Origin of the sequence: Brevundimonas vesicularis, from assembly GCF_032067225.1 — a bacterium.
Lineage (GTDB): Bacteria > Pseudomonadota > Alphaproteobacteria > Caulobacterales > Caulobacteraceae > Brevundimonas > Brevundimonas vesicularis_F.
Genome location: NZ_DAMBJX010000012.1, coordinates 1 through 23,903, shown reverse-complemented (window position 1 = coordinate 23,903; position 23,903 = coordinate 1). Strand labels below are relative to the sequence as shown.

General features: G+C 65.5%; 21 protein-coding genes. 12 read left to right on the top strand and 9 right to left on the bottom strand.

All coding sequences use genetic code 11. The features are described from left to right. Positions 1–11 precede the first annotated feature (11 nt). From RT123_RS04685 to RT123_RS04665, 5 genes are all read left to right on the top strand, one after another. On the top strand, positions 12–1,877 hold the full coding sequence (locus RT123_RS04685; protein ID WP_313008111.1) for a VWA domain-containing protein: 1,866 nt from the start codon (positions 12–14) through the stop codon (positions 1,875–1,877). Positions 1,878–1,938: 61 nt separating this feature from the next. Beyond that, on the top strand, positions 1,939–2,346 hold the full coding sequence (locus tag RT123_RS04680; RefSeq protein ID WP_055752885.1) for a CBS domain-containing protein: 408 nt from the start codon (positions 1,939–1,941) through the stop codon (positions 2,344–2,346). 77 nt (positions 2,347–2,423) lie between these two features. Continuing rightward, the gene (locus tag RT123_RS04675; protein WP_313008141.1) at positions 2,424–2,993 is read left to right on the top strand and encodes a hypothetical protein; all 570 of its coding nucleotides are present in this window, start codon (positions 2,424–2,426) and stop codon (positions 2,991–2,993) included. Positions 2,994–3,083: 90 nt separating this feature from the next. Further along, positions 3,084–5,468, top strand: a complete 2,385-nt coding sequence (locus RT123_RS04670; RefSeq protein ID WP_313008109.1) for an ATP-binding protein — start codon at positions 3,084–3,086, stop codon at positions 5,466–5,468. A 50-nt stretch (positions 5,469–5,518) separates the two neighbouring features. After that, positions 5,519–6,397, top strand: a complete 879-nt coding sequence (locus RT123_RS04665; protein WP_313008108.1) for a hypothetical protein — start codon at positions 5,519–5,521, stop codon at positions 6,395–6,397. 27 nt (positions 6,398–6,424) lie between these two features. On the opposite strand, the gene RT123_RS04660 is transcribed toward RT123_RS04665, so the two are convergent. From RT123_RS04660 to RT123_RS04640, 5 genes are all read right to left on the bottom strand, one after another. After that, entirely contained in the window at positions 6,425–7,606 is a 1,182-nt protein-coding gene (locus RT123_RS04660) for an acetyl-CoA C-acyltransferase (RefSeq protein ID WP_313008107.1), read from the bottom strand. Between the two features lie 58 nt (positions 7,607–7,664). Next, positions 7,665–8,606 (bottom strand): flavin reductase family protein, encoded by a 942-nt coding sequence (locus tag RT123_RS04655; protein ID WP_313008106.1) that lies wholly within the window; start codon positions 8,604–8,606, stop codon positions 7,665–7,667. Positions 8,607–8,717: 111 nt separating this feature from the next. After that, positions 8,718–9,332: a DUF1190 domain-containing protein gene (locus RT123_RS04650; protein ID WP_313008105.1), complete on the bottom strand. Its 615-nt coding sequence runs from the start codon at positions 9,330–9,332 to the stop codon at positions 8,718–8,720. A 4-nt stretch (positions 9,333–9,336) separates the two neighbouring features. After that, positions 9,337–9,750, bottom strand: coding sequence for a DUF350 domain-containing protein (locus RT123_RS04645; RefSeq protein ID WP_017506364.1), 414 nt, complete (start codon positions 9,748–9,750; stop codon positions 9,337–9,339). A gap of 25 nt (positions 9,751–9,775) precedes the next feature. Continuing rightward, positions 9,776–10,423: a DUF2491 family protein gene (locus tag RT123_RS04640; protein WP_313008104.1), complete on the bottom strand. Its 648-nt coding sequence runs from the start codon at positions 10,421–10,423 to the stop codon at positions 9,776–9,778. A gap of 138 nt (positions 10,424–10,561) precedes the next feature. On the opposite strand from RT123_RS04640, the gene RT123_RS04635 reads away from it, so the two are divergent. The 4 genes from RT123_RS04635 to RT123_RS04620 all read left to right on the top strand — a co-directional run bounded on the left by RT123_RS04635 (position 10,562) and on the right by RT123_RS04620 (position 14,131). After that, entirely contained in the window at positions 10,562–11,242 is a 681-nt protein-coding gene (locus RT123_RS04635) for a DUF2170 family protein (protein WP_313008103.1), read from the top strand. 16 nt (positions 11,243–11,258) lie between these two features. Beyond that, on the top strand, positions 11,259–11,999 hold the full coding sequence (locus RT123_RS04630) for a PspA/IM30 family protein (protein ID WP_055803477.1): 741 nt from the start codon (positions 11,259–11,261) through the stop codon (positions 11,997–11,999). Between the two features lie 3 nt (positions 12,000–12,002). Then, entirely contained in the window at positions 12,003–13,181 is a 1,179-nt protein-coding gene (locus RT123_RS04625; protein ID WP_313008102.1) for a glutathionylspermidine synthase family protein, read from the top strand. A gap of 71 nt (positions 13,182–13,252) precedes the next feature. Beyond that, positions 13,253–14,131, top strand: a complete 879-nt coding sequence (locus RT123_RS04620; RefSeq protein WP_313008101.1) for a hypothetical protein — start codon at positions 13,253–13,255, stop codon at positions 14,129–14,131. A gap of 308 nt (positions 14,132–14,439) precedes the next feature. On the opposite strand, the gene RT123_RS04615 is transcribed toward RT123_RS04620, so the two are convergent. Further along, positions 14,440–15,348, bottom strand: a complete 909-nt coding sequence (locus RT123_RS04615; protein WP_313008100.1) for an aldo/keto reductase family oxidoreductase — start codon at positions 15,346–15,348, stop codon at positions 14,440–14,442. Between the two features lie 96 nt (positions 15,349–15,444). Here RT123_RS04615 and RT123_RS04610 point away from each other — a divergent pair, with 96 nt between their 5' ends. Together RT123_RS04610 and RT123_RS04605 are read left to right on the top strand one after the other, a co-directional pair. Next, positions 15,445–15,768, top strand: coding sequence for a LysR family transcriptional regulator (locus tag RT123_RS04610; protein WP_313008099.1), 324 nt, complete (start codon positions 15,445–15,447; stop codon positions 15,766–15,768). Beyond that, positions 15,765–16,328 carry a LysR substrate-binding domain-containing protein gene (locus tag RT123_RS04605; RefSeq protein ID WP_313008098.1) on the top strand — a complete coding sequence of 188 codons (564 nt, stop codon included), beginning with the start codon at positions 15,765–15,767 and terminating at the stop codon, positions 16,326–16,328. Before RT123_RS04610 ends, RT123_RS04605 begins: the two co-directional genes overlap by 4 nt. 137 nt (positions 16,329–16,465) lie before the next feature. On the opposite strand, the gene RT123_RS04600 is transcribed toward RT123_RS04605, so the two are convergent. After that, the gene (locus tag RT123_RS04600) at positions 16,466–17,563 is read right to left on the bottom strand and encodes a transcriptional regulator (RefSeq protein ID WP_313008097.1); all 1,098 of its coding nucleotides are present in this window, start codon (positions 17,561–17,563) and stop codon (positions 16,466–16,468) included. An 88-nt stretch (positions 17,564–17,651) separates the two neighbouring features. Here RT123_RS04600 and RT123_RS04595 point away from each other — a divergent pair, with 88 nt between their 5' ends. After that, a complete protein-coding gene (locus tag RT123_RS04595; RefSeq protein WP_313008096.1) occupies positions 17,652–18,230 on the top strand; it encodes a hypothetical protein in 579 nt (192 codons plus the stop codon). Between the two features lie 83 nt (positions 18,231–18,313). Here the strand turns inward: RT123_RS04595 and RT123_RS04590 are convergent, their stop codons facing one another. Next, the gene (locus tag RT123_RS04590) at positions 18,314–21,790 is read right to left on the bottom strand and encodes a GAF domain-containing protein (RefSeq protein WP_313008095.1); all 3,477 of its coding nucleotides are present in this window, start codon (positions 21,788–21,790) and stop codon (positions 18,314–18,316) included. Between the two features lie 443 nt (positions 21,791–22,233). Further along, positions 22,234–23,903: ATP-binding protein (locus RT123_RS04585; RefSeq protein ID WP_313008094.1), on the bottom strand; the 1,670-nt coding region annotated here is incomplete at its 5' end.

Genomic DNA, 23,903 nt, shown 5'->3' with positions numbered 1-23,903 from the left:
CGGAGGAAGCCATGTCCCGCATCATCAAGATGGCGGCGCTGTCCGTTCTGAGCCTGTCGTTCGCCGCGCCGCCGGTCGCCGTGCCGAGCGTCGCCCTGGCCAAGCCGCTGGATGGCGAGCCGACGCCGGCGGCGTGCCGGCCTCTTGGCTTTGAGTTGGGATCGCCTGAGCCTGTCGTCGCACCACCCGCGCCGCGCGCCGGTCCGCCGACGCCGCCGGTGAGGATCACGCCGACCCGCAAGGAAGATCGCGTCCCCTACGGTGCCCCACCGCCACCGCCACCGCCGCCTCCGCCGCCTCCTCCACCGCCGCCGCCGCCCCCTCCATCGCCTGCCCCCGCGCCGTCATCGACGGCGGCCCAAGATATTGTCGTCACAGCCTCCCGGATCACGCGATCACCAGGCGCCCCGACGTCGCCCGGCATGATGACGCCGCCCCCTGTCGACACCGAACGCTATCCGGATGCGACGCCCAATCCGGTGAAGCGGACCAGCGATCAGCCGGTGTCGACCTTCTCCATCGACGTGGACACGGCGTCCTATTCGAATGTGAAGCGCTTCATCGACGAGGGTCGTGCGCCGCCCAAGGATGCGGTGCGGGTGGAGGAGCTGATCAACGCCTTTGACTATGACTATGTCCGGCCGACCAGCCAGAGCCGGCCCTTCGCCATCACTACGGCGGTCGCGGCCTCGCCCTGGGCTGACGGGCGTCAGATCGTGCACATCGGTTTGCAAGGTTATGAACTGCCGGCGGGCGAGCAGCGGCCGCTGAACCTGACCTTCCTGGTCGACGTCTCCGGCTCGATGGGCAGCCCCGACAAGCTGGATCTGGCCAAGAAGGCGATGAATCTGGCCATCGATCGGCTGAGGCCGCAGGACACCGTGGCCGTCACCTATTACGCGGAAGGCGCCGGCACGACCCTGCAGCCGACCAAGGGCGACGAAAAGCTGAAGATGCGCTGTGCGGTCGCCAGCCTGAAGGCCTCGGGCGGCACGGCCGGGGCGACCGGCATGACCAACGCCTATGATCAGGCCCAGGCGAACTTCGCCCGCGACAAGGTCAACCGCATCCTGATGTTCACCGACGGCGACTTCAACGTCGGCGTGACCGACAACAAGCGGCTGGAGGACTATGTCGCCGAAAAGCGCGGGACCGGCATCTATCTGTCGGTCTACGGCTTCGGGCGCGGGAATTATCAGGACGCGCGGATGCAGACCATCGCCCAGGCGGGCAATGGGGTCGCGGCCTATGTCGGGGACCTGAGGGATGCGCGCCGGCTGTTCGGACCGGCCTTCGACAAGGGCGCCTTCCCCATCGCCGACGACGTCAAGATCCAGGTCGAGTTCAACCCCGCCCGCGTCGCCGAATGGCGGCTGATCGGCTATGAGACCCGGCTGCTGAATGAGCAAGACTTCAACAACGACCAGGTCGATGCGGGCGAGGTCGGATCGGGCGCCAGCGTCACGGCCCTGTACGAAATCACCCCCGTCGGCGGCCCGACGCAGATCCCCGATCGGCGCTATCCCGACAACCGCATCGGGGTCGGCGGCGGCGATCCGAACGGCGAGATCGGCTTCATCCAGGTGCGCTACAAACAGCCGGGCCAGAGCCGCTCGGAGCTGATCCAGCAACCGCTGACCAATCGCGCGGGCGGGCCGGTCAGCGCCCAGCCGCCCGAAGCCACGCGCTGGGCCATCGCGGTCGCCGGCTTCGGTCAGAAGCTGCGGGGCGATCCGTGGATGACGGCCGACTATGGCTGGGACCGCATCATCGATCAGGCGCAAGGGGCCAGGGGCGAAGACCCCTATGGCGACCGCGCCGAGTTCGTTCAGCTGGTGCGGGCGGCCCAGGGCCTTCCCCCGATGCGGACGCCCTGACCGGAACCGCCACGCTCGCGGCGGGTTTTCCAGCGCAACGCTTCAACCAAGGAAACCCGCCATGAAGATCCGCGACGTGATGACCAAGGACGTGCACCTGGCCCGCCCCGCCGACACCATCCAGGACGTGGCCAGCCGCATGGCCAAGGGCGGCTTCGGCTTCGTGCCCGTGGCGGACGGCGATCAGCTGATCGGCACCATCACCGACCGCGACATCGTGGTGCGCGCCCTGGCGACGGGCGCCGCCTCGAGCGCCTCGGTGGTGGAGTTCATCACCCGCGATCCGCAGACGGTGCTGGACACCGACGACCTGAAGGTCGTGCTGGACCTGATGGGCGCCAAGCAGATCCGTCGCGCCCCCGTCGTGGACAAACATGGCCGCGTGGTCGGCGTGGTCTCGCTGGGCGACCTGTCCACGCGGGTGAAGGAGAAATACGCCGGCGAGACGCTGGAAAGCATCTCGCGTTAAGACCTGCGTAACCGCGCCCCGACACCGGGCGTCAAGGATCGTCGTTCATGCTGTTCCTTCGGATATCGGAGGATGGCATGGCGCGCGCGCAGTTCCAGAAGGGTCAGAAGGTCTGGGTCGAGTGCGTCGGCGCCTGGGCCTTTATCGAACAGGTCCAGCCCGTCTGGGCCAAGGGGTTCGAGGAGCCCGTGCGCGTCACCTATGACGTCGGGCTGGGGCGCGAGTTCACCGCCAACGAACTGTTGCTGGCGACCGACGATCCGGCCTCGGACCAGGGCTTGGGCGAGTGGCGGCTGCTGCGCGCGCGCAACAAATGGCAGTTGCCCGAGGATTGCCTGCATCACCCCCACCCCGGCACCTATCCGGTTGTCGTCACCGATCGGGCGGACTGGGGCGGTTGGCGCGTACCGGGCGCCGAATACGACCGCGATCCCCAGCATATCGAGTTTCAGGCCCGCCTGATCGCCGCCGCGCCGCAGCTGATGCGCGTGGCCCAGGATCTGGTGGATCTGGTCGCCGAGACGCCGGACGATGCGCCGCCGGCCGTCCTGACCCTGGCCCGACAGGCGCGTGATGTGCTGCATGGGGTGACGCGAGTGCTGGAGCCCGCGCCCGACCGCCTGCTGTCGCCGGTCGCCGCCGCTTAAAAACCCGTTAAAAGCGCGCGCCGAGCCTCGACACGAATCCGCGACGCAGCCTAGATTCCCGCAACGAAGTGTTTGTCGGAGGGTCGGGGCTTGCGGGACGAGGAGCGGCGGGAAAATCGGTCGGGGCGTCGCGCCTCCGACCGCGCCGCCGGCGCGCCCGCCTGGTTGCGGATCGCCGTCCTGGTCCTTGCGCTGATCGCGGCCGCCTATGCCCTGATGGCGTCGCGCGAGTTCAGCCGGCCGACCCGCGAAATCAGCCGCCTGGAAGCCGAAAATCTGAAGCTGAACGCTGAACTGGTCGCCAGCCAGACCGCGGTGCTGATCCAGTCGGCCGATGCGGGCCTGGCCGCGGGCCGCTCCGCCATAGCCGCCAACCGCGCGCCCATAGAGGTCGTCGAAGCCGCGCAGGCCGCCGCGCCCAAGGTCGCCTTCACCCTGGTCGGTCCCGGCGAGACGGTGCAGGCCGCCAAGGGCGAAGGGTCGGTCGTCGTCGGCCAGGCCAATGCCGACGGTCTGAGGCTGGAGGCGCGGATCGCGCCGGTCCTGCCGAAAGGCGGCGAGACGCGGATCGTGTCGGCGGGCGGCGTGGTGCTGGCCTCCGCACGCGCCGCCGAGATCGGCCAACCCATCCGCACCCTGATCGGCATCGATGCCTCGGCCTTGGTCGACCAGGCCGAACCGCGCGCCCTGACGCTGGGGGGCCAGGCCGGCCTCGCTGCGGCCGCTCAGGCCCGCGCGGGTGGTCCGTACGCGGTCGCGATCTCGGAAGGGACGACCGCCTCCGTCTTCGACGACGCCTGGGTGGTGCTCGCGCCGCTGCTGCTGGGGGTCGGGGTCGTGGTCCTGTTCGTCCTCTATGGCCTGCGCCAGACGCGCCAGCACCGCGAACGGGTGGCCACCGAAAAGCGGTTCCGCATCGCCGTCGAAGCCGCGCGGTGCGGGGTGTGGGAGTGGGATCTGGCCAAGGGCGAGGTATCGCTGTCGGACTATATGGCCGCCCTGCTGGGCTTTTCGCGCGGCGGTGTGACCGACGCCGAGGATGTGATCGGCTGCGTCCATCCCCGCTTTCAGGAAGATTTCCGCCACGCCCTGCGCCAGGCGGCGGCTTATGGCGCCTTTGAGATCACCTTCCCGGTGGCGGGACCGGACGGGCGGGCGCGGTGGATCGACGCGCGGGGCCAGGCGCGCGGCGAGCGCGGCGACATGGGCTTTTCCGCCATCCTGGGCGTCGCGCTGGACATCACCGAGGCCCGCCGCGCCAAGGCCGCCGCCCAGGCCGCCGAAAGCCGGCTGCGCGACGGGGTGGAGAGCATCTCCGAGGCCTTCGTCCTGTTCGATCGTCAGGGGCGGCTGATCCTGTGGAACCAGGCGTTCGAGGACGCCTTCGGCTTCGATCACGGCGTGGTGCGGCGCGGCGCCATGAAGGACGAGCTGAACCGGATCGCCGGCCTGGCCATCAAGGCCGAACATCGTCCGGCCAGCGGTCGTGCGGGCCTGCGCGAAGTCGAGCTGAACGACGGGCGCTGGCTGCAACTGTCCGAGCGGTTCACCTCCGAAGGCGGCTCGGTCGTCACCGCCGCCGACATCACCGCGATCAAACGCCAGGAGGCCGAGCGCCGCCGCGCCGCCGACGATCTGCGGGCCACCGTCGATCAGCTGGAGTCCAGCCAGGAGAAGCTGTCGCTGCTGGCGCGCAAATACGAGGTCGCCATGACCCGGGCCGAGGCCGCCAACCAGGCCAAGTCCGAGTTCCTGGCCAATATGAGCCACGAGCTGCGCACGCCGCTGAACGCCATCAACGGCTTCTCGGAGATCATGGCCAGCGAGCTGTTCGGGCCGCTGAACGACAAATACAAGGGCTACGCCGGCGACATCCTGAAGTCCGGCCAACACCTGCTCAGCCTGATCAACGACGTGCTGGACATGGCCAAGATCGAGGCCGGCAAGATGACCCTGCACTATGAGCCGGTGTCCTTGCGCGAGGTGTGCGAGGACGCGGTGCGGCTGATGCGCGGCAAGGTGCAGGAAGCGGGCCTGAAGATCGCGGTCGAGGCCGGCGACCTGCCCGACATCGAGGCCGATCAGCGCGGCGTCAAACAGGTGATGCTGAACCTGATCTCCAACGCGGTGAAGTTCACGCCGGAGGGCGGCTCCATCGTCGTGTCGCTGAAACCCTTCGTGGGCGCGCAGGGCGAGGACCGCGTCCGCGTCGCCTGCGCCGACACCGGCATCGGCATCGCGCCCGAAGACCTGGTGCGCCTCGCCCGCCCGTTCGAACAGGTCGAGGGCCAGCATTCCAAGACCACCCAGGGCACCGGCCTGGGCCTGGCCCTGACCAAGTCCCTGATCGAAATGCATGGCGGTCAGCTGAGCATGGAAAGCCAGCCGGGCGTCGGCACGGTCGTCAGCTTCGACCTGCCGGTGAAGCGGCCCGACCAGACGGTGCAGCCGATCCGGGCGGCGTTCGCGGCTTGAGCATGGTCTGCACTATTGCAGAATGACGCGATGCGGATCACGCTCACCCCATGGTCATCAAGCTTTCCACATCGTTCGCCGTCGCCTTGGCGGCCATCGCTGCCGTGGGATCCTTACGAGCGCAGACTTCGGGCACGCTAGCCACGATTAGGGTGACAGGAGATCCCTATTACACGCTGCCGCATGAGATCGTGATTGAACCCGATACACCGCACATCGGGCGAAACCGGCGGGAGATAGAGATGCGGACCTGGCGGGCTGTGAGGACATCCGAAGGCCGGACCGATAGTATCACCTCGGATCAATGCCCGGCCCTTCGCGACGCTGCCTTGGCGTTCGGCAACGTATCCGGCCAAGCATTGCGGGCGCGCGCCCTGACCGTAGCGTCAGACCCCATTCCGATGGGACCGACGATGAAGGACGGCTTTTCAACGGAGGTGACGTTCACCGGGCTTCAGGGCGATGGCGCTAGCGTCGAGCTCACGGCCAAGGGCGGAGCTTTCGCCCAGTGGGGCCACGCCACCGTCGCCGCCCTGCTTGACTGTTGGGCGCCGCTGATTCCTCCACCGCCTTCTGACCTAACGCCGCTGCGGCTTTTGAGCGGCCTGGACCTGACCTCTTTCCGCAACTCGACCGGCTCTGCCAGAACCGAAGGCTTGAAGCGTCCTCACGATTGGGGCTTCGCCCGCCTTGTGACCCGCGACGACGGCGTAACCTTGGAACGCCCCGGCGACTGGATCGTCGGTTTGCGAACTATTCGATGGACGCCCGAAGGCTTCATCGTCTGCTTTACGGACAAGGCTCTGAGCGGCGGTTCCTATAACGCGCAGAGCACCCTGCGGCTGACCAACGATGGCTTGGGCGGCTTCAAGGCGGAAGAAACGCTGGCGCCCGACCCCACCTGCCTGCCCAATGCGGGACAGGGCTGACCAGCCGCCAACGCTTAAACGCCTCCCCTAAACCAACTCCACGCCCATTGCGGTGGCTTCGCCGCCGCCGATGCAAAGGGCGGCCATGCCGCGGGTCTTGCCGTGGGCTTTGAGGGCGGACAGGAGGGTTGTCAGGACGCGAGCGCCGGAGGCGCCGAGTGGGTGGCCCAGGGCGCAGGCGCCGCCGTTGACGTTGATCTTGTCGTGGGGGATGCCGAGTTCCTGCATGGCGATCATCGGCACGATAGCGAAGGCCTCGTTAACCTCCCACAGATCCACGTCGTCGGCGCTCCAACCCGCCTTCTTCAGCGCCTTTTGCAGAGCGAAGACCGGGGCGGTGGTGAACAGGTGCGGCTCGTGGGCGTGGGCGGCCTGGCTGACCACGCGGGCGATCGGCGTCAGGCCCAGGGCCTGGGCCGTCGACTGGCGCATCATGACCAGGGCGGCGGCGCCGTCCGAGATCGAGGCGGCCGAGGCGGCGGTGATGGTGCCGTCCTTTCCGAACGCGGGCTTCAGATTGGGGATCTTGGAGGGGTCGGACCTGGTCGGCTGTTCGTCCCGATCGACGATGACGGGGCCCTTGCGTGTCTTGACCTCGACCGAGGCGATCTCGGCGTCGAATGCGCCTGATTCCTGGGCGCGCTTGGCCCGGCCGGCGCTTTCGATGGCGTAGGCGTCCTGCTGCTCGCGGGTGAACTGATAGACCTTGGCCGTATCCTCGGCGAACTGACCCATCAGCTTGCCGGGGGTGTAGGCGTCCTCAAGCCCGTCCAGATACATGCTGTCGGAAATGACGTCGTGGCCGATGCGGGCGCCGCCGCGGTGCTTTTGCATCAGATACGGGGCGTTGGTCATGGACTCCATGCCGCCCGCCACGATCACGTCGGCGGACCCGGCCGCCAGGGCGTCGTGCGCCATCATGGCCGCCTGCATGCCCGAGCCGCACATCTTGTTGATCGTGGTCGCCTCGGTCGTGACGGGCAGGCCCGCCCCCATCCCCGCCTGACGCGCCGGCGCCTGGCCCAGGCCGGCGGGCAGGACGCAGCCCATGATGATCTGCTCGACCTTGTTCGGGTCCAGCCCTGCGCGCTCCAGCGCCGCCTTGACCGCCACGGCGCCCAGGTCGGTGGACTTGGCGTCCGACAGCGCGCCCTGGAAACCGCCCATCGGGGTTCTGGCGTAGGAGACGATGACGACGGGATCGGACATGGAGCGGTTCCTCTTGCTTGCGGGGACAGATAGCGATCCGCCCGATCAATTCAAAGCGTCAGGAAAAGTGCAGCCGCCGATACTTGCCCCGGAAATAGAGCAGCGGATCGCGGCGCGGCTCGAACCGGGCGCGCCGGACCCGGCCGATGATGACTAGGTGATCGCCAGCCTCGACGATCTGTTCGGTTCCGCATTCGAAACTGGCCAGGGCGCCCGAAAGGATGGGCGCGCCGGTGTCCCATGTCTCCCACGCCACGTCCTGGAACCGGTCGGCCTGGGACCGGGCGAAGACGCCGGAGGTCGGCTGCTGGCCGATATGCAGGACGTTGATGGCGAAATGTTCGGCCTGGCGGAAACGGTCGACATTGGTGGACGAGCGGGCCAGGCAGAACAGGATCAGCGGCGGGTCCAGCGACACCGAGGAGAAGGAGTTGGCGGTCAGGCCGACGGGCTGTCCGGCCTCGTCCAGGGTCGTGACCACCGTGACCCCGGTGGCGAAACAGCCCAGGGCGTCGCGCAGGGTGCGCGGGTCGGAGCCGGCCTGATAATGCAGGGCGTCGCGCGGGGCGTGGCGTTCGAGGAAGCCCAGGAGCGCGGCGTTCTCGGCCTCGACCGCGTCGGACGCCTCGGCTCGCGCAATCGTCTGGATCGGGACGCCGGCCAACTGTGTCTCAAGCTCGGGCGAGACAGCCCCCTGCCCTTCGGCGACGACCATCAGACAGCTGGCCAGGGCCGGGCCGGTGACGGCGAGCGCAGGCGCGACCGCGCCCAGAGTCGTGTCGGAACAGACGATGGCCGGGCGAGAGGGAAGCTCGGTCAGCAGTCGACGCAGGGCGGCGGAGCTGTCGTCCGCTTCATCAAAATCGGCTGCGAGCATGACGTGGCGGCCGGCCTCGACCAGCGCGCGCACCGACCGGCGCCAGTCGCCGGACAGATGCTCGGGCGCGCCGATCAGCAGGACGATGGGATCCTCGGGGTCGCCCCAGCTTTCGACGTCCAAGCCTCCATTCGGGGGCGGCGATGCGGTCATGAGGCGAGGCGGTCCGGTCTGTCGTGAAGCGTGAGAGCGATCCCTATTAGGGGAAGACCGGCGCCCGGCGCCAGAACTGTATCAGCCGCCGTAGCCCCGGCCGCCGCCGCCGAAGCCGCCGCGCGAGACGACGGTGGTGCGGCTCTGCACCCGCGTCGGGGCCTGACGGGCGACGTCACCATGCTCGCGCGCGTTGGTCAGGGTCTTGCCGGTGCGATAGTCGCGGTAGGCGTAGCCGCCGCCATAGCCGTTCGACAGCCGCCCCTCGCGGTCGCGGTACAGCGGTCCGCCGCCGCGATAGCCGCCGCCGTTCAGCATCTGGCCGACGATGAAGCCGGTCAGCAGCGGGGTGAAGAAGGAGCCACCGTTGTTGTTCGGCTGGCACTGCGACGGTCCCCACTGACCCTCGCACTCCTCGCGGGTGGCGTAGCGCGGCGCGGTCTTGGCGGCCTCCTGCTGAGCCTTGGTCAGGGCGGCGTCGCATTCGTTGTCGGGAATGTCGTTGGCGGCCTTGCACTCGTCCAACGACTGATAGGCCAGGGTCGGCTCGGGCTCGGGCGCCGGCACGCGCTGGGGCGAACCGCAGGCGGCCAGCGAGAAGCTGGCGGTCGCCATCAGGCTGCTGACGTGCAGGACGCGCGAGCGCTTCAGCCGGCGCATGGTGTCTGTCTTGGAAAGGTCTTTGGGGTCGGTCATGGGTTCACGACGTCATGCAGGCGGCGTTGAGCAGGCCGACGCAGATGGAGATGGAGGCCAGATAGACGGCCGCGGCGATCTCGCCCGCCTCGATGCGGACGACCAGATTGCGGAAGGCCATGCGGCTGATGGCGACGAAGACGACGATCTGGATCACGCCGGCCAGAAGGGCCCAGGCTGCGAACTCCATCAGGCTGACAGTGTGCGACAGGGCCGAGGCCAGAGGCAGAACATAACCGATCAGGGCGCCCCCCAGAGCGATGGCGGCGGCCGTGTTGCCTTCCCGGATCAGCGTATGTTCGTGATAGGGCGTGACCCACTGGTAGATCAGTTTGAAGGCCAGGGTGAAGGCGCCCGCCATGGCGAAGGCGATCAGGAAGGCGATCGCCCCCTGCTGAAAAATGAACCAGTCGAACATCGGTCTTGCCCCTCGGATTGCGCGCTCAGGCGCGGAACTCGGCCATTTCCAGCGGAATGCCGATCATGATTTCGTGCGTGGTTTCGCCGCCCTCGGGCTGCTGCTCCAGGGCCAGCATCAGCTCGCGCCCGCCACCCAACTCGCGCGCATACAACATGCAGGTCTGGAAGATCTTGGCATAGGGCGTGGCGGCGGCGCGGTCGTCCCAGATCGTCTCCCACAGGGTGACTGGCGGCTGGATGGCGTCGCTCTCGGCGAACCAGAAGCGGGGATAGTCGGGCAACTCTTCGGCCGCGCCGTGAAAGACCGGCGCCGACAGTCGGTCGCGCCAGATGCGGCGTTCGCGCTCGCCCGGCGGAAAGGCCGAGGTCCAGGGCACGAACAGGCTGAAGTCGTAGGATTCCAGCCCGGCCTCGTCGTCGCTCATGGCCTGAAGCATGACGTGGTCGTCGGTGTAGAAACGATGGACAAACTGGCCGCTGTCCAGGCTGACCAACCCCTGCGCCGAGATGTCCAGCACGTCGCGATCCAGGGTGAAATGCGTCTCGTCGCCCAGCCTGCGCCAGGCCAGCGGATCCAACGACACGGTGCGGCCCACGGTGATGTTGCGCACCGTCGCCAGCCGATTGGCGGGCGCGGCCTTCTCCGACGATCCGAAAAGCTTCTTGAACATGGGCGACTATCTAGGCCCGATGCGCGCCGACGGCGAGCGAACAGAAGCGATGCGACCGAATGAGGCGGTTCATGGCGCGACATTCCGTCCGATCTTGCGTCAAGTCAAGCGTTCATGTTACGCGTTTCATGTAACGATATGACGACCGACACATCGCCCTCGTCCGCCGCCAACGACCGCATCCGTGCGTGGCGACAGGCGCGCCGTGAGGCGGGCCTGGTCAAGCTGGAGCTTTGGGTGCCGGCCGCCGCCCGCGACGACGTCAAGGCGGCCGTGCGCGCCATCGTCACCGACTCAACACGCGGGCCGCAGCTTGCGGGGCGCCCGCGCCGCCCCACTTCCGATTCCATCACCCTTGGAGACGACCATCAAATGGACGCCGTGATCGAGACCCCCTGGACCGTGCCCGCCATCAAGTCGGCGCTGGACGGTTCCACCCTTTTGCGCGAGGGCGAAATGACCCTGCGCGTGGTCGAGGGCGCCGAGCCGGTGCTGCTGGCGACCATGCACGAATATGGCGACCTGCCGGTCTATCTGAGCGTCGGCGGCGCCCAGATCGTCTGTTCGGTGCTGCTGTGGCCCGTCGCCGAGCAAAAGGATCGCCACGCCTTCAACGAGTTTCTGCTGAAGGCCCAGCGCGTGGTGCCCCTGTCCAACTTCGCCATCACCAACGTCGGCGGCGAAGACGTGTATGAACTGATGGGCGAACTCTCTTGCAAGACGACGCTTCAGACCATCCTGATCGAACTGCGCACCCTGGCCGAGAATGCGATCGACGCCACCGAACTGCGTGAAACCTTCGGCGCCGACGCCGCCTGATCCCGGAAGACCGACCATGTCCATGCTCAGAAAACTGTCCGCCCTGTTCCGCGGCTCGGCCCACGATGCGGCCCAGGGCGTCGTCGACGCCAATGCGCTGAAGATCCTCGACCAGGAAATCCGCGACGCCGACAACGCCCAGGGCAAGGCCCGCGATGACCTGGCCGGCCTGGTGGCGCGCCGCCGCATGGCCGAAAACGAGATGGCCAGCTTCCGCGACCAGATCGCCAAATACGAAAGCTCGGCCCGCACAGCCCTGGGTCAGGGCAAGACTGATCTGGCGCGCGAAGTCGCCGGCCGCATCGCCGAGCTGGAGGTCGAGATCACCAGCCGCGGTCCGCTGATCGAGGACATGAAGACGGCCGAGACGCGCCTGCGCACGGCCATCGCCTCGACCGACCAGAAGATCGAGACGCTTCGTCGCGAGATCGACATCGTCAAGGTCAACGATTCCGTCCAGAAGGCCCAGACGTCGGTCGCCCTGAACTCGGCCGGCGCCCAGTCGCGCATCGGCTCGGCGGCGGACAGCCTGCAACGCATCAAACAGCGCCAGGCGATCCAGGAAGAGAAGCTGAACGCCAGCCAGGCGCTGGAAGATCGTCGCACCGGCGCGGACTTGGACGCCAAGCTGCGCGAGGCCGGCATCCTGCCAGGACATTCCTCGGCCGACGACGTCCTGGCCCGCCTGAGCCAGCCGGAGGTGACCGTGGTCACGCCGCGCATCGGCCAATCGACCCCCGACAAAGACCCGGCCTGATCCATGGAGCGTCTACGCTTCGATCCCCGCACCGACTGGGACGCCAAGGCCGAGGAACTCGGCTTCACCTGGCGCCACACCGACGGCAAGCCCTATTGGGACGAGACGGCGGCCTATGCCTTTTCGTTGGCCGAGATCGAGGATGGGATCGAGGCGCCGACCGAGGAACTGCACGGCCTGTGCCTGGAGCTGGTCAACGAGGCGGTTCAGTCCGAGCGGCTGATGGAACAGCTCGATATTCCCGAGACCATGCGGGACTATGTGGCCGACAGCTGGAAGCGGGGCGATCCGTCCCTCTATGGCCGGTTTGACTTCGCCTATGCCGGCTCGGGGGACGGGACGGGGCCGGCCAAGCTGTATGAATATAACGCTGACACCCCGACCAGCATCTATGAGACGGCGGTGTTCCAGTGGCTGTGGCTGGAGGATCAGATCAAGGCCGGCGCCCTGCCCGCCGATGCGGATCAGTTCAACAGCCTGCATGAGAAGCTGGTCGATCGATTCCGCGCCATCTTCCCGAGCGGCGGCTTCGTGCATTTCGCCTCGGACGCCGATTTCGTCGAGGATCGCCAGACCGTGCGCTTCCTGGAAGACCTGGCCCAACAGGCCGGGCTGGAGCCCCAGTTCGTCGCCATCGACCAGATCGGGCTGAACGCCGACGGCCGGTTCGTGGACCACGAGAACTGGATCATCCAGGCGATGTTCAAGCTCTATCCGTGGGAGCAGATGCTGCGCGACGACTACGCCGCGCCCCTGCCTACGGCGGACGTGACCGTGCTGGAGCCGGCGTGGAAGAGCATCCTGTCCAACAAGGCCATCCTGCCTCTGTTGTGGGAGCGGCATGCGGGCCACCCCAACCTGCTGGAAAGCTATTTCGAGGGTGATCCGGCCGAGGCGGCGCTGGGCTCGTCCTATGTGCGCAAGCCGTTGTTCTCGCGCGAGGGCGACAATGTCGAACTGATCGACCAGGGCGTCAGCGCCGCAGAGGTGGTGGACGGCGGCTATGGCGAGGGGCGTCACATCCGCCAGGCGCTGTGCGATCCGCCCGTGTTCGACGGCAACCATGTGATCGTCGGGTCTTGGGTGGTGGGAACGGAACCCGCGGGCATCAGCCTGCGGGAGGATACCGGGCGCATCACGAGAAACACCTCGCGTTTCGTGCCGCACTTCATCCGCGACTGAAGCGCCGGCAGGCAACCAAGCCGGACGACCGCCGTTTTGTCGGCTGACATCAACCGACAAGAAGCCTCCCCATGCGCAACGTCCGCCTCGCCCTGATCGCCACCACCGCCCTGACCCTCGCGGGCGGCGCTGCGGTCGCCCAGACGCAATATCCTTCGACGACCCAGGATCGGCTGGGCGCAGTCGTGGGCGCCCTGTTCGGCGATCGTCTGGGCCTGTCGGCCATGGATCAGGCCTGGCTGCGCGGCGGCCGTCCGCTGCGTGACGGCCAGAGCCAGTTCTCGACCCGCGTGGACGCCAGCGTGCGCGCCGGCGGCGTCTCCGCCTCGGCCGCGACGCGCCTGCGCGCCGACTATTCCGCCCTAGTCGATCTGGAGAACCAATATGCCGTCGGCGGCATCTCGGCCCAGGAACGCGCCGATCTGAACGCCCGCTACACCGCCCTGACCCAGACCCTTGAAGCCGGCGCCTCGGGCTATGCCGACATGGACACCGTCGCCCAGGGCCGTGCGGAGTTCGACACCCGCGTCAACGCCGCCGTAACCGCGCGCCGCATCACCCGCACCGAGGCGACGCGCCTGAAATCCGACTATCAGGCCCTGATCCAGCTGGAGAGCCGCTACAGCGCCGATGGATCGATCAGCGCCAGCGAGCGCGCCGATCTGGACGCCCGTCTGGACGCCCTGGACCTGCGCGTCGGCGACGGCCCAGCCGGACAGACGCCGTCCGCCAACCTGCCCGCCCGCACCCGTCTGGCGAACCTGGAAACCACCCTGACCGCCGCCGAACGCTCGGGCGCCGTCAGCCGCACTGAAGCCGCCGACATCCGCGTCGAGGCCGGCGATCTCGCTCGCCTGGACGCCGCCTACAGCCGCACCAGCCCCTCGTCCGACGACGCGGCCTACCTGAGCCGCCGCATCGGCGAACTGGAACTGCGCGCGCGTCGCTAAGCGTGACCAAAGCGTCCCGTGTGATCCGGCACGGGACGCCTCTCCGGCTACACCTGTGCATTGGGAGCTCTGATTTCACGGCAGCGCGGAAATGGCGTATGGGCACCCGCAGTCGCCCCTGCATCGCCGGTCAAGCCGCAACCCCATGTCCCTGAAAGCCTCCCGCACGCTGTCCATCGCCCCGATGATGGATCGGATAGGTTGTTGATTTTATTCAAATAGTTACGCGACCGTGTGTGCAGTTTCTGCACACCAAGGTTTTATTATCTTTCCTTTTCGTTTCTACTTTCACGCCTGCTTTTGCCCTCTCACTGGACCTGGCTCCCCTCCTCCGCAACGATACGCCCCTCCCCGATGCACTCCAGACTCGCCACCGACTCGGCCGATAGCACCAGATCGGCCGCCTTCAGGTTCTCGGTCAGGTGCGCAACCGACGAGGTGCCGGGGATCAGCAGAAGGTTCGGTGACCGCTGCAGTAGCCAGGCTAAAGCGACTTGCATCGGCGTCGCCTCCAACTCGGCCGCGACCTCGGATAGGGCTTCCGATTGCAGCGGCGTGAATCCCCCCAGCGGGAAATAGGGCACATAGGCGATGCCCGCCTTAGCGAGATCGGCGACCATGGCGTCGTCCTCGCGGTGCGCGAGATTATAAAGGTTCTGGACGCAGACGATCTCCGTCATCGCCTGCGCCTCGGCGATCTGGGTCGGGGTCACGGTCGAGAGACCGATATGGCGGACCAGCCCCCGCTTCTTGAGGTCGATCAGGGCAGAGAGGGGTTCGGCGATCGAACCCTCGCTTGGTCCATGGCCGTCGCCCGAGCCCATGATGCGCAGGTTCACGACGTCCATCGCCTCTAAACCAAGGTTGCGCAGATTGTCCTGGACCGCGCTGGCCAGCTCGGCCGCAGACATCGCCGGCAGCCAGTCGCCCGTCTCATCCCGGCGTGCTCCGATCTTCGTCACGATGACCAGGTCATCGGCATAGGGATGCAGAGCCTCCTTGATGATCTGGTTAGTGACGTGCGGGCCATAGAAGTCTGACGTGTCGATGTGATTGACCCCGGCCTGCACAGCGGCGCGCAGCACGGCAACAGCGGCCTCGCGATCGCGCGGCGGGCCGAACACGCCAGCCCCCGCCAGCTGCATCGCGCCATAGCCCATGCGGCGCACCTTGCGGTCGCCTAGGGTGAATGTTCCTGCGGTATCAAGCGTGTTCATCATCTGTCTCCTGTCCCGTGCGAGCCTCTATGTGCGCCCATCTCTTCCGTGAGATAGGTCAGTGCAATCGAAACAGGCTGTGCGAAACGACGAACAATGGCGACCGATCTCGCGGACCTGAACGCATTCGTCGCTGTCGCTCGGGCGGGCGGCTTTCGACAGGCGGGCAGCGCCACAGGGCTCAGCGCCTCAGCGCTCAGCGAGACGGTGCGGCGGCTGGAGGACCGTCTGGGTGTCCGCCTCCTCAACCGCACGACACGCAGCGTCGTCCCCACAGAAGCAGGCCGACGCCTGCTGGACCGCCTGACGCCGGCGCTCGGCGAGGTCGAGGCTGCGTTGGACACGGTGAAGAGCCTTGGCGATCGGCCATCATCCCCGCCTTTCTCAAGGCCTACCCCGATGTCGTCCTTGAACTGGTGATCGACGAGCGGTTCGTTGATGTCCTCGCCTCCGGCTGTGACGCCGGCATCCGCTACGAGGAAAAGCTGGAACAGGATATGATCGCCGTCCCCATCGGCCCGCGCCGCCAACGCTTCGCCGCGGCCGCCGCGCCCGATTATCTTGACCGGAGCGGCCGTCCCAAGCATCCGCGCGACCTTTTACAGCACCACTGCTTGCGAGGTCGGGGTTCCAGCGGCGCCCTTCTTCCTTGGGAATTCGAACGGGAGGGCGAGATCGTCATGATCGACCCGCCGGGTCCCCTAATCGTCAACCTAGGTGCCGGGGTCGAACTCACGGTGCAAGCCGCGCTGGCCGGAACGGGCGTCGTCTTCCTGTTCGAGGACTGGCTGCGTCCGCATCTGGACAGCGGCGCCCTGGAGCCGGTCCTGCCGGACTGGTGGCAGGACTTCTCCGGACCGTTCCTATCCTATCACGGTCATCGCCACGTGCCAGCCCCACTCAGGGCCTTTGTGGACTTCATCAAGACCAAGGGGGCCCAGCCGATCAGCGACCGCGGCTTCTGCGCTTCCTCCATATAGTAAGCGGTAGGGTCAGAGGCGTGCCAGCATCAGACGTTGGTGGCCCGCCGGAAACATGACATTCGGACGGGCTGCAAAGGCTTGGTTGTTCGCAAGATCGCGAGGACCGGATTCGTGTGTTTAGTTTTTGCGCGATGTTAGCGACAATCGCCGCTACGTCGGCGTTCCAGGGTCAGGGCCAGCACCACCGCCGCGCCGAACAGCGCACCCTCCATGCCAGCCGTCGCGGCTTGGCTGACAGGCCCGAATGTCTCCTCGCCAAACACGCTTCCCAAATCATCCAGCCGCAGGCGCGCTTGAGGAAACTGCTCGGCCAAGGCGGCCAGACTGCCGCCCATCAGATGACCGCCCAGCATAGAGGCGACGGATCCCGCCATACCGGTCAGGGCGGCTCCGACCAGAATAGCGACCCGCTGGCGTCCATGGGCGAGCCAGATCGCGCAGCCAATGCCGGCTCCAAGCAGCAGGCCCTCGCCCGCTCCCGTCATCGCGTCTGGCGCGGCGCCAAACAATAGCGAAAGGGCGTCCAGCCCGACGAGCCGTACAACTGCGCCAACGACTATTCCTCCGAATGCGCCGCCGATCACAAGCCAGGCCTTAGCCTGCCTGGAAATGAACGCCGTCGACCCCACGCCGAAGCCGACCCCTGCACCGCCCATCATTCCAATCACAGCCGTCAGGACGGCCACCACTAACAGACCGGACATTGCCCCGCCTGCACTGCCCGCCACGCCCGCAACTCCATAAGCCAGGCCTCCTATAAGCCCTGCAGCCCCACCACCGAGCAGTCCGGCCCGGCCCTGTCCTACGAATTGCTCAAGGGCCTCGCGGCGCTTCAAGCTTGCAGCCCGAGGACCAGGCTCAAACGAGTGTTGATGCAGCGCGATGGAGCGTCTCACACCGACCGGCAAGTTCGCCTCGACACGCGTAACAGGCGCAATGAACCGGTAGCCGTACCTGGGCGCCGTTTCGATGAATCGGGGCCGCCCCGCCTCATCGCCCAAGGCCTTGCGAAGCGACCGTATGCATTGCGTCAACGCCTCGTCTGTCACCGGCACGCCCTTCCAGACCTCGTCCAGAAAGCGCGCCTTGCTGACCAGCCGCCCCTCTTCGGCGACCAAAAGAATCAGCGCGTCCAAATACCGCCCGGACAGCTTTATTGCCTGTCCGTCCGCGGTCAGGCGGCGGTCCGTCGGGTCCAGCTCGAAACGATCGAAGCAATAGGCGCCAGCCACGATGTCAGGGTTTCCTCATTTGGCCCTCAGGACTTTCACGCCCCGCGTCGCCATCGTCCGAGCCTCACCCAAGCCGGATAAGAAGACAATGACCAACGACCACGACGCGACCCGAAACGGCCGCCTCACCCGGACGCTGCGTGTCATCGGCTGGACCGTGGTGGCGGTTCTCCTGATTACGCCCGCGGTCGCCATGCGGTTCACCGACGAAGTCCAGTGGACCGCCTCCGACTTCGTTTTCGCGGGCGTCCTCTTGGTCGGCGGCGGCATCATTACCGAACTGGCGGTGTGGGCGTCGGGCGACTGGTCGTACCGCATCGGCGCAGGCCTCGCTGTCCTTGCTGCCCTCCTTCTGCTTTGGATAAACGCTGCCGTGGGCATCATTGGGCCGGAGGATCATCCGGCGAACCTGCTGTATCTGGCCGTCATCGCCGTCGCTTTCCTAGGCGCAGCGTTGAGCTGCTTTCGCGCGGGAGGTCTGTCTCGGAGCATGCTCTGCGCCGCCGCGCTTCAGATCGCGATCGGCTTCCTGGCGGTCGTGCAGGGCTGGGGCGAGGGTTCTGAAAACTGGCCACGCCCTGTGATTGTGCTCAGCATCATCTTCACTCTGATCTGGCTGGCGGCCGCCTACCTGTTCCGCAAGGCGGTCGCGCCCTCATCTCGATAGGGAGCAATGTGAAGGGGATGCGCCAAATTCTGACCACCAGAGGGGTCCGAATGATGGTGTTGGTGTGGTTCCACCGATCGGGCCTAGGCGGTCTTCGCCCGGCTCATTTCTAGGGGTGCGAGAGTGGCAGCCAACTCATCTCGTCGAAACGGCTTGGTCAGTCTGGGAAGATCCGGATCCACGCCTTCCCGCTCGGCATAGCCAGACACCAAGAGCACTGGCAACTGGGGGTGGAGGCTACGCACTTGCCGAGCCAGATCAGTTCCGGTCATGCCAGGCATCATATGATCCGTGACTAGAAGATCCAGATCTTCGCCGGCCATAATCCGACGAAGCGCCTCCTCACCTGAAGCGGCTTCCAAAACAGCGTATCCGAGGTCCGTCAGCATATCGGCGGTGCTCATGCGGACTAGCTCTTCGTCGTCAACGAGCATTGCTGTTCCTCGCATTCCCGGAAGGCGTGCGAGAGCCGTCCCAGACTCCTCCTGTGCAAGGCCAGCCTCACTGACGGGCAACCAGAGTTCGATGTTCGTGCCGTAACCCGGCCTGCTCTGGATCGTCAGCGCGCCGCCCAGCTGAGAGGCGAGGCCATGCACCATGGACAGACCGAGACCTGTCCCCTTGCCGACACCTTTGGTGGAGAAGAATGGCTCAATCGCGCGAGCGATCGTCTGCTCGTCCATTCCCGACCCCGTATCGGCGACGGACAGGCAGAGGTAGGCGCCCGGATAGAGCTTCGCCCGGTGGCCTGCCGCAACGGTCTCGACCATGGTCGAGATTCGAAGCGTGCCGCCCTTGTCTTCCATCGCGTCGCGCGCATTGACCGCCAGGTTCAGCAAGGCCATCTCCAGCTGGTTCGGATCAGCCTTCGCCGGCGGCAAATTCGCGGCAGCCTCCACCAACACCCTGATTTGCGGACCCGTGGTGCTGGCGATGAGCTCCCCCATCTCGGCGACCAGCCGCGAGAGGTCTACCGGTACAGGTTGCAACGGCTGGCGTCGCGCGAAGGCCAAGAGGCGTTGAACAAGAACTCTGGCGCGTTCCGCTGATTGGATAGCGCCCTCGATTAGGCGCTGCTCGCGCTCTCCACCCAGCCCCCTGCGCTGTAGCAAATCGAGCGACCCGACGATGGGCGTTAGAAGATTGTTGAAATCGTGGGCGACTCCACCTGTCAGTTGACCCATCGCCTCCATCTTCTGCGATTGCCGAAGGGCGTCTTGTGCTTCCGCAAGCTGTGCTTCCTTGCGAAGACGCTCTGTGATGTCGGTGGCGAATTGATAGACGCCGACCTGCGCGCCGCTTTCGTTCAGCAGCGGCCTGAATGTCACTTCGTAATAGGGCCGGGCCCGGTCGGGATCTCCGAAGTCCTCCACGAAGGTGACGGGTTCGCCCTGCATCCCCCGGCCCCAGCCGGCACGCACCTGCTCCTGCTGCTCCGGTTGGTCAGCGAGCAAATCCAGCATGTTGTCGCCAGGTTTGGGTCGCACACCGTAGACGCGCTCAAAATCATCGGCGTTCGCGCTATTGAGTGCGAGAATTTTGTAATCGAGATCCACCGCCATGATCATGACGTCGGTCATCTCGACGAGCCTAGCGAGCAAGTTCCGCTCGGCCATGGCTTCAACCACCCGATGCTCTAGCGTGTCGTTCAATTCGCGAAGCCGGTCCTCCCCGCGGATACGGTCGATGGCCGCCTTCACGCGTTCGCCGACTTCGCGGAACAGACCTTCTTCCGAAGCCGTCCACACGCGAGCCGCAGCGCTCTGCAAAGCCAGAACGCTCACCCAACGATCATCTTGATAGAGAATGACATCCAGGTAGGCGCCGACCTGACGCGCCAGAAGTCCGGCGCGCGCGGTTTCGCTGAATCGACTGTCTCGGCGGACGTCGTCCACCTTGACGATCTGACGTTCGTGATAAGCGCGCAGAAGGTCCGGGCCGAACGCCTCAAGATCATGCTCACCGACGATAGACTCCACCCCGTCTGTGAAGTCCTGCTCCACCTTCATGACGGTGCCGAAGAACTCGGCGTAGAAAACTCGGCTCAGATTGAAGCGCTCTCCAAGCCGTCTGGCCGCTTCTGACGCGATCGCGTTCGGCGACTTCAGGCTACGCAAGGCGTCAGACAAGGAAAGTAGGAACGCTTGCCTCGCCTCGCTCTCGCGCAGTTCCGACTGGGTCATCGCCCGCTCAATCGCGTCGGCTGCTTGTCGGGCCAGGACGTCAAACAATTTGAGGTCCCGAGGTGCAGGTGTGCAGGGATGCTTCCAGTGCGTCGAAAGCATACCCAGCGGCTTGCCCGAGCGTGACAGGAGCGGCGTCGTCTGCACCGCCCGCATGCCGGACCAGCGATAGGACTTCAAATCTCCACTGTCGTCCGGAAGGCCGCTGGCTTCCACATCCGGAACGACGACCCGCTGCCCCGTCGTCAAGGCGATCCCGCATGTGCTCCCCGAGCTGGCGTCAACCGTCTGCCAATATTTCGCGGAGCGCGGATCATAGCCGTGATGGGCGAGCAATTGCAGCACTCCCACTGTATCGAGCATCTGGATGCTGGCGCATTCCGAACCCATTAGATCGGCCGCTGCTTTCAGGATGGCGCCGTAGATCGTCTCAGGAGTCTCGTCGCCGACCAGTTGTGTGCTGATGCCTTGCAGGCGCTCCAGGGCCTCGACCTCGTCCGCGAGCGCCGCCTCGCTTGCGCGCAAGGCGCCTTCGGCGTGCAGGCGCTCGACGGCCGACCAAGTCCGACTGCCAACATCCTGGACCAGACGAACGTCCAGATCGGACCACGCCCGCGGAACGTCGGAGTGGACATAAAGGATCGCTACAAGGCGTTCGTCATCGAGAAGAGGGGCGACGATCAGACTGCGTACGCCGATGCTGTCCCACGTCGACAGATAATCCAGCGATGACGTCCTGACATCGGTTTGGCAATCCTCCACGGTCAACGTGCGGCCGCGCCTGAGCCCGGAAATGACTTCAGGGCCAAAGGCGTCGAGCACGCGGGCCTCTCCTGCAAGCGACGCCATGGAACCATCGGTCCAATCGCGCGCCACCCTGACGACATCGCCGGTGTCACTGATCTCGCCATAGCCGGCGCGGCCCACCTTGAGATGCTCGCCCAGACGCTTCGCCGCAGCGGCGGTCACCTCGACTGGATCGACGAGTTGAGACAGCGTATCGCTTAGGTCCACGACGAAGTTCTGACGTCGCTCGGCTAGCACCTTGGCGGTCGTCTCCGCGACGGCGCAAAACATTCCAGCGACTTCGCCGTTCTCGTCGTGGATCGGAGAATATGAAAAGGTGAACCAGGCCTTTTCATCATACCCTCGGCGATTCATGAAAAGAGGGAGATCTTCCTGATAAGTTCCTTTTCCGGACAGGGCAGCCTCGATGAGTGGCAAGATGTCTGACCAGATTTCTCGCCAAATTTCCTCGAACCTCGCGCCCATCGCGTAGGGATGTTTGTCGCCGAGGATCTCAGCATAGGCATCGTTATAAATAAAACCGAGTTCCTTCCCCCAAGCGACAAACATCGGAAACTTGGAACCCAGCATGAGCTCTACGACAGAGCGAAGTGGAGCCGGCCAGGTGTCAGGATGGCAGAGAGTCGATGTTCCCCAATCCCGTTGCGCCAGGACGCGCCCGGCCTCGCCGCCGGTCGAAAGAAGGCGGTCCAGGAAGCGAGAGGAGCTCCGGTTCGACACGAAAAGACCTCGTAACTTAACCGGGGCATAGAAGCACACCCAAACGTTCAATGCAGCCCACAGCCCACATTTGGCCATAGCCTTGGACGGCCCAAAAGACGCCACGTGAGCGGTTAAGCCGGTCCGGTCTTAGAACACGACAGACCAACTCAGGTTTGTTGCTCGGAGAATCAATCGACCGCGTCCCGCGGAGAACGGCGTACTGCCTCTCTATCCGATATTCTTTTCGCCGACTGCCAGTTTACGACAAGCGCGACCCTATTGGGTCATCCTACGCCCCAATCAGCCTCGCCTTACCGAACTGCAACCCCGTCCTGTTCCGCGGAGCCGGGTTCGGCCAGCATACGCTCTAGAGTATCAAGCAGCCCCGTCGGCTTGATCGGCTTGGCGATGTGGATGTCGGCGCCGGCCTGGATTGCAGTAGCGATATGTTCGGCCATAGCGTTGGCGGAAAGCACCGCGATTGGCGTGTGCCCGAGACTTAAATCTCGCTCGATTTTTCGGATTTCGCGGATCGCTGTCAGCCCATCCATCACCGGCATCTGCATGTCCATCAGCACCGCGTCGAAAGACCCGGCCCGGAAAGCCGCAACCGCCTCAAAGCCATTCTCGACGGTTTCCGTCTCGATGCCCGCCTGGTCCAAAATCAAAGCGACGACCTTCAAATTAATGGCGTGGTCGTCCGCGACAAGGATCCGAATGGCCCGGTCCAGCGGCGCGGACGGATCAACGCCTAATGGATCAGGCTGATCCCCCTCAGACAAAACAAAGGGCAGATCAGCCCAGAACTCAGACCCCACACCGGGAACACTGGAGCAGGCCATCGTTCCCCCCATCAGGATTACGAGGTCCCGCGAAATCGATAGGCCTAACCCCGTCCCCCCGAAGCGGCGGGTGATCGATCCATCCGCCTGCTGGAAACGGGCGAAGATGTTCGCGCTGGTGTTGACGTCGAACCCGATGCCGGTGTCGGACACCTTCAGACGCACCCGACCGTCTGCAGTCAACCGCGCGGTGACAGTGACTTGTCCAAGCGAGGTGAATTTGATGGCGTTCGAAACCAGGTTGCTGATCACCTGACGCGTTCGCAAGGCGTCGCCGACAATCCAGCGATCGAGCTCGGGTGGTAAATCCAGGACAAGATTGATGTTTTTGTCTTCTGCTTTCAGCGAAAAGAGGACGCAGGTCGCGCGAAGCATGTCGCCGAAGGCGTAAGGAACCTCCTCCAGGGCAACCTCGCCCGCTTCGATCCTCGCCATGTCCAGGATATCGCTCAAGAGATTGGTGAGGGTGTCCCCCGAAGACCGGATGATGTCGACCATCTCTCGATCCCCTGGACCGAGGCTCGAGCGGCTGAGCATCTCGGCCATGCTGACCACTCCGTTCAAGGGCGTGCGGATTTCATGGCTCATGTTCGCGAGGAATTGGCTTTTGGCGATGTTGGAGGCCTCGGCCGCTTGACGCCCGTCCTCGGCCTCCTTGAGCTTGGCGGACAGCTGAAACGATGCCGCCGTGGCCGCCAGAACGAATAGAAGGCTTGCCCCCCCGATTTGCATCGCCAGAAGGACGGAGTGGCCTGCGGTGATCGTCGACACGGCAAGAGCGCAGAAACAAAGAATTTGCGGACCGATCGAAGCCCAAGTGAGGTGACGCGAACCTGCGCTGACCATCACTCCGTTGACGATGGCGCCCGCGATCAGCAGAGCGGCGCCGACCAGACCGAGTTCCGATCCGCTGAAGGCCTGGCGAGCGGCGAACGCCCCAAAGACGATATTGTTGAGGCTGATGAAGCCGACCGCGCGCCAACACCAATCCACGTCAGGGACCCAATCTTCGGGTCGCTCTCGGGGTTTGAAGATCTGAAGCTCGACCCACTGGAGCAATGCGTAGATCGCCAGCCATCCAACCGCAAACTCGACGCTGGTCATGGTGAAGAAGGACAAGGCTATGACGAGACCCAGGC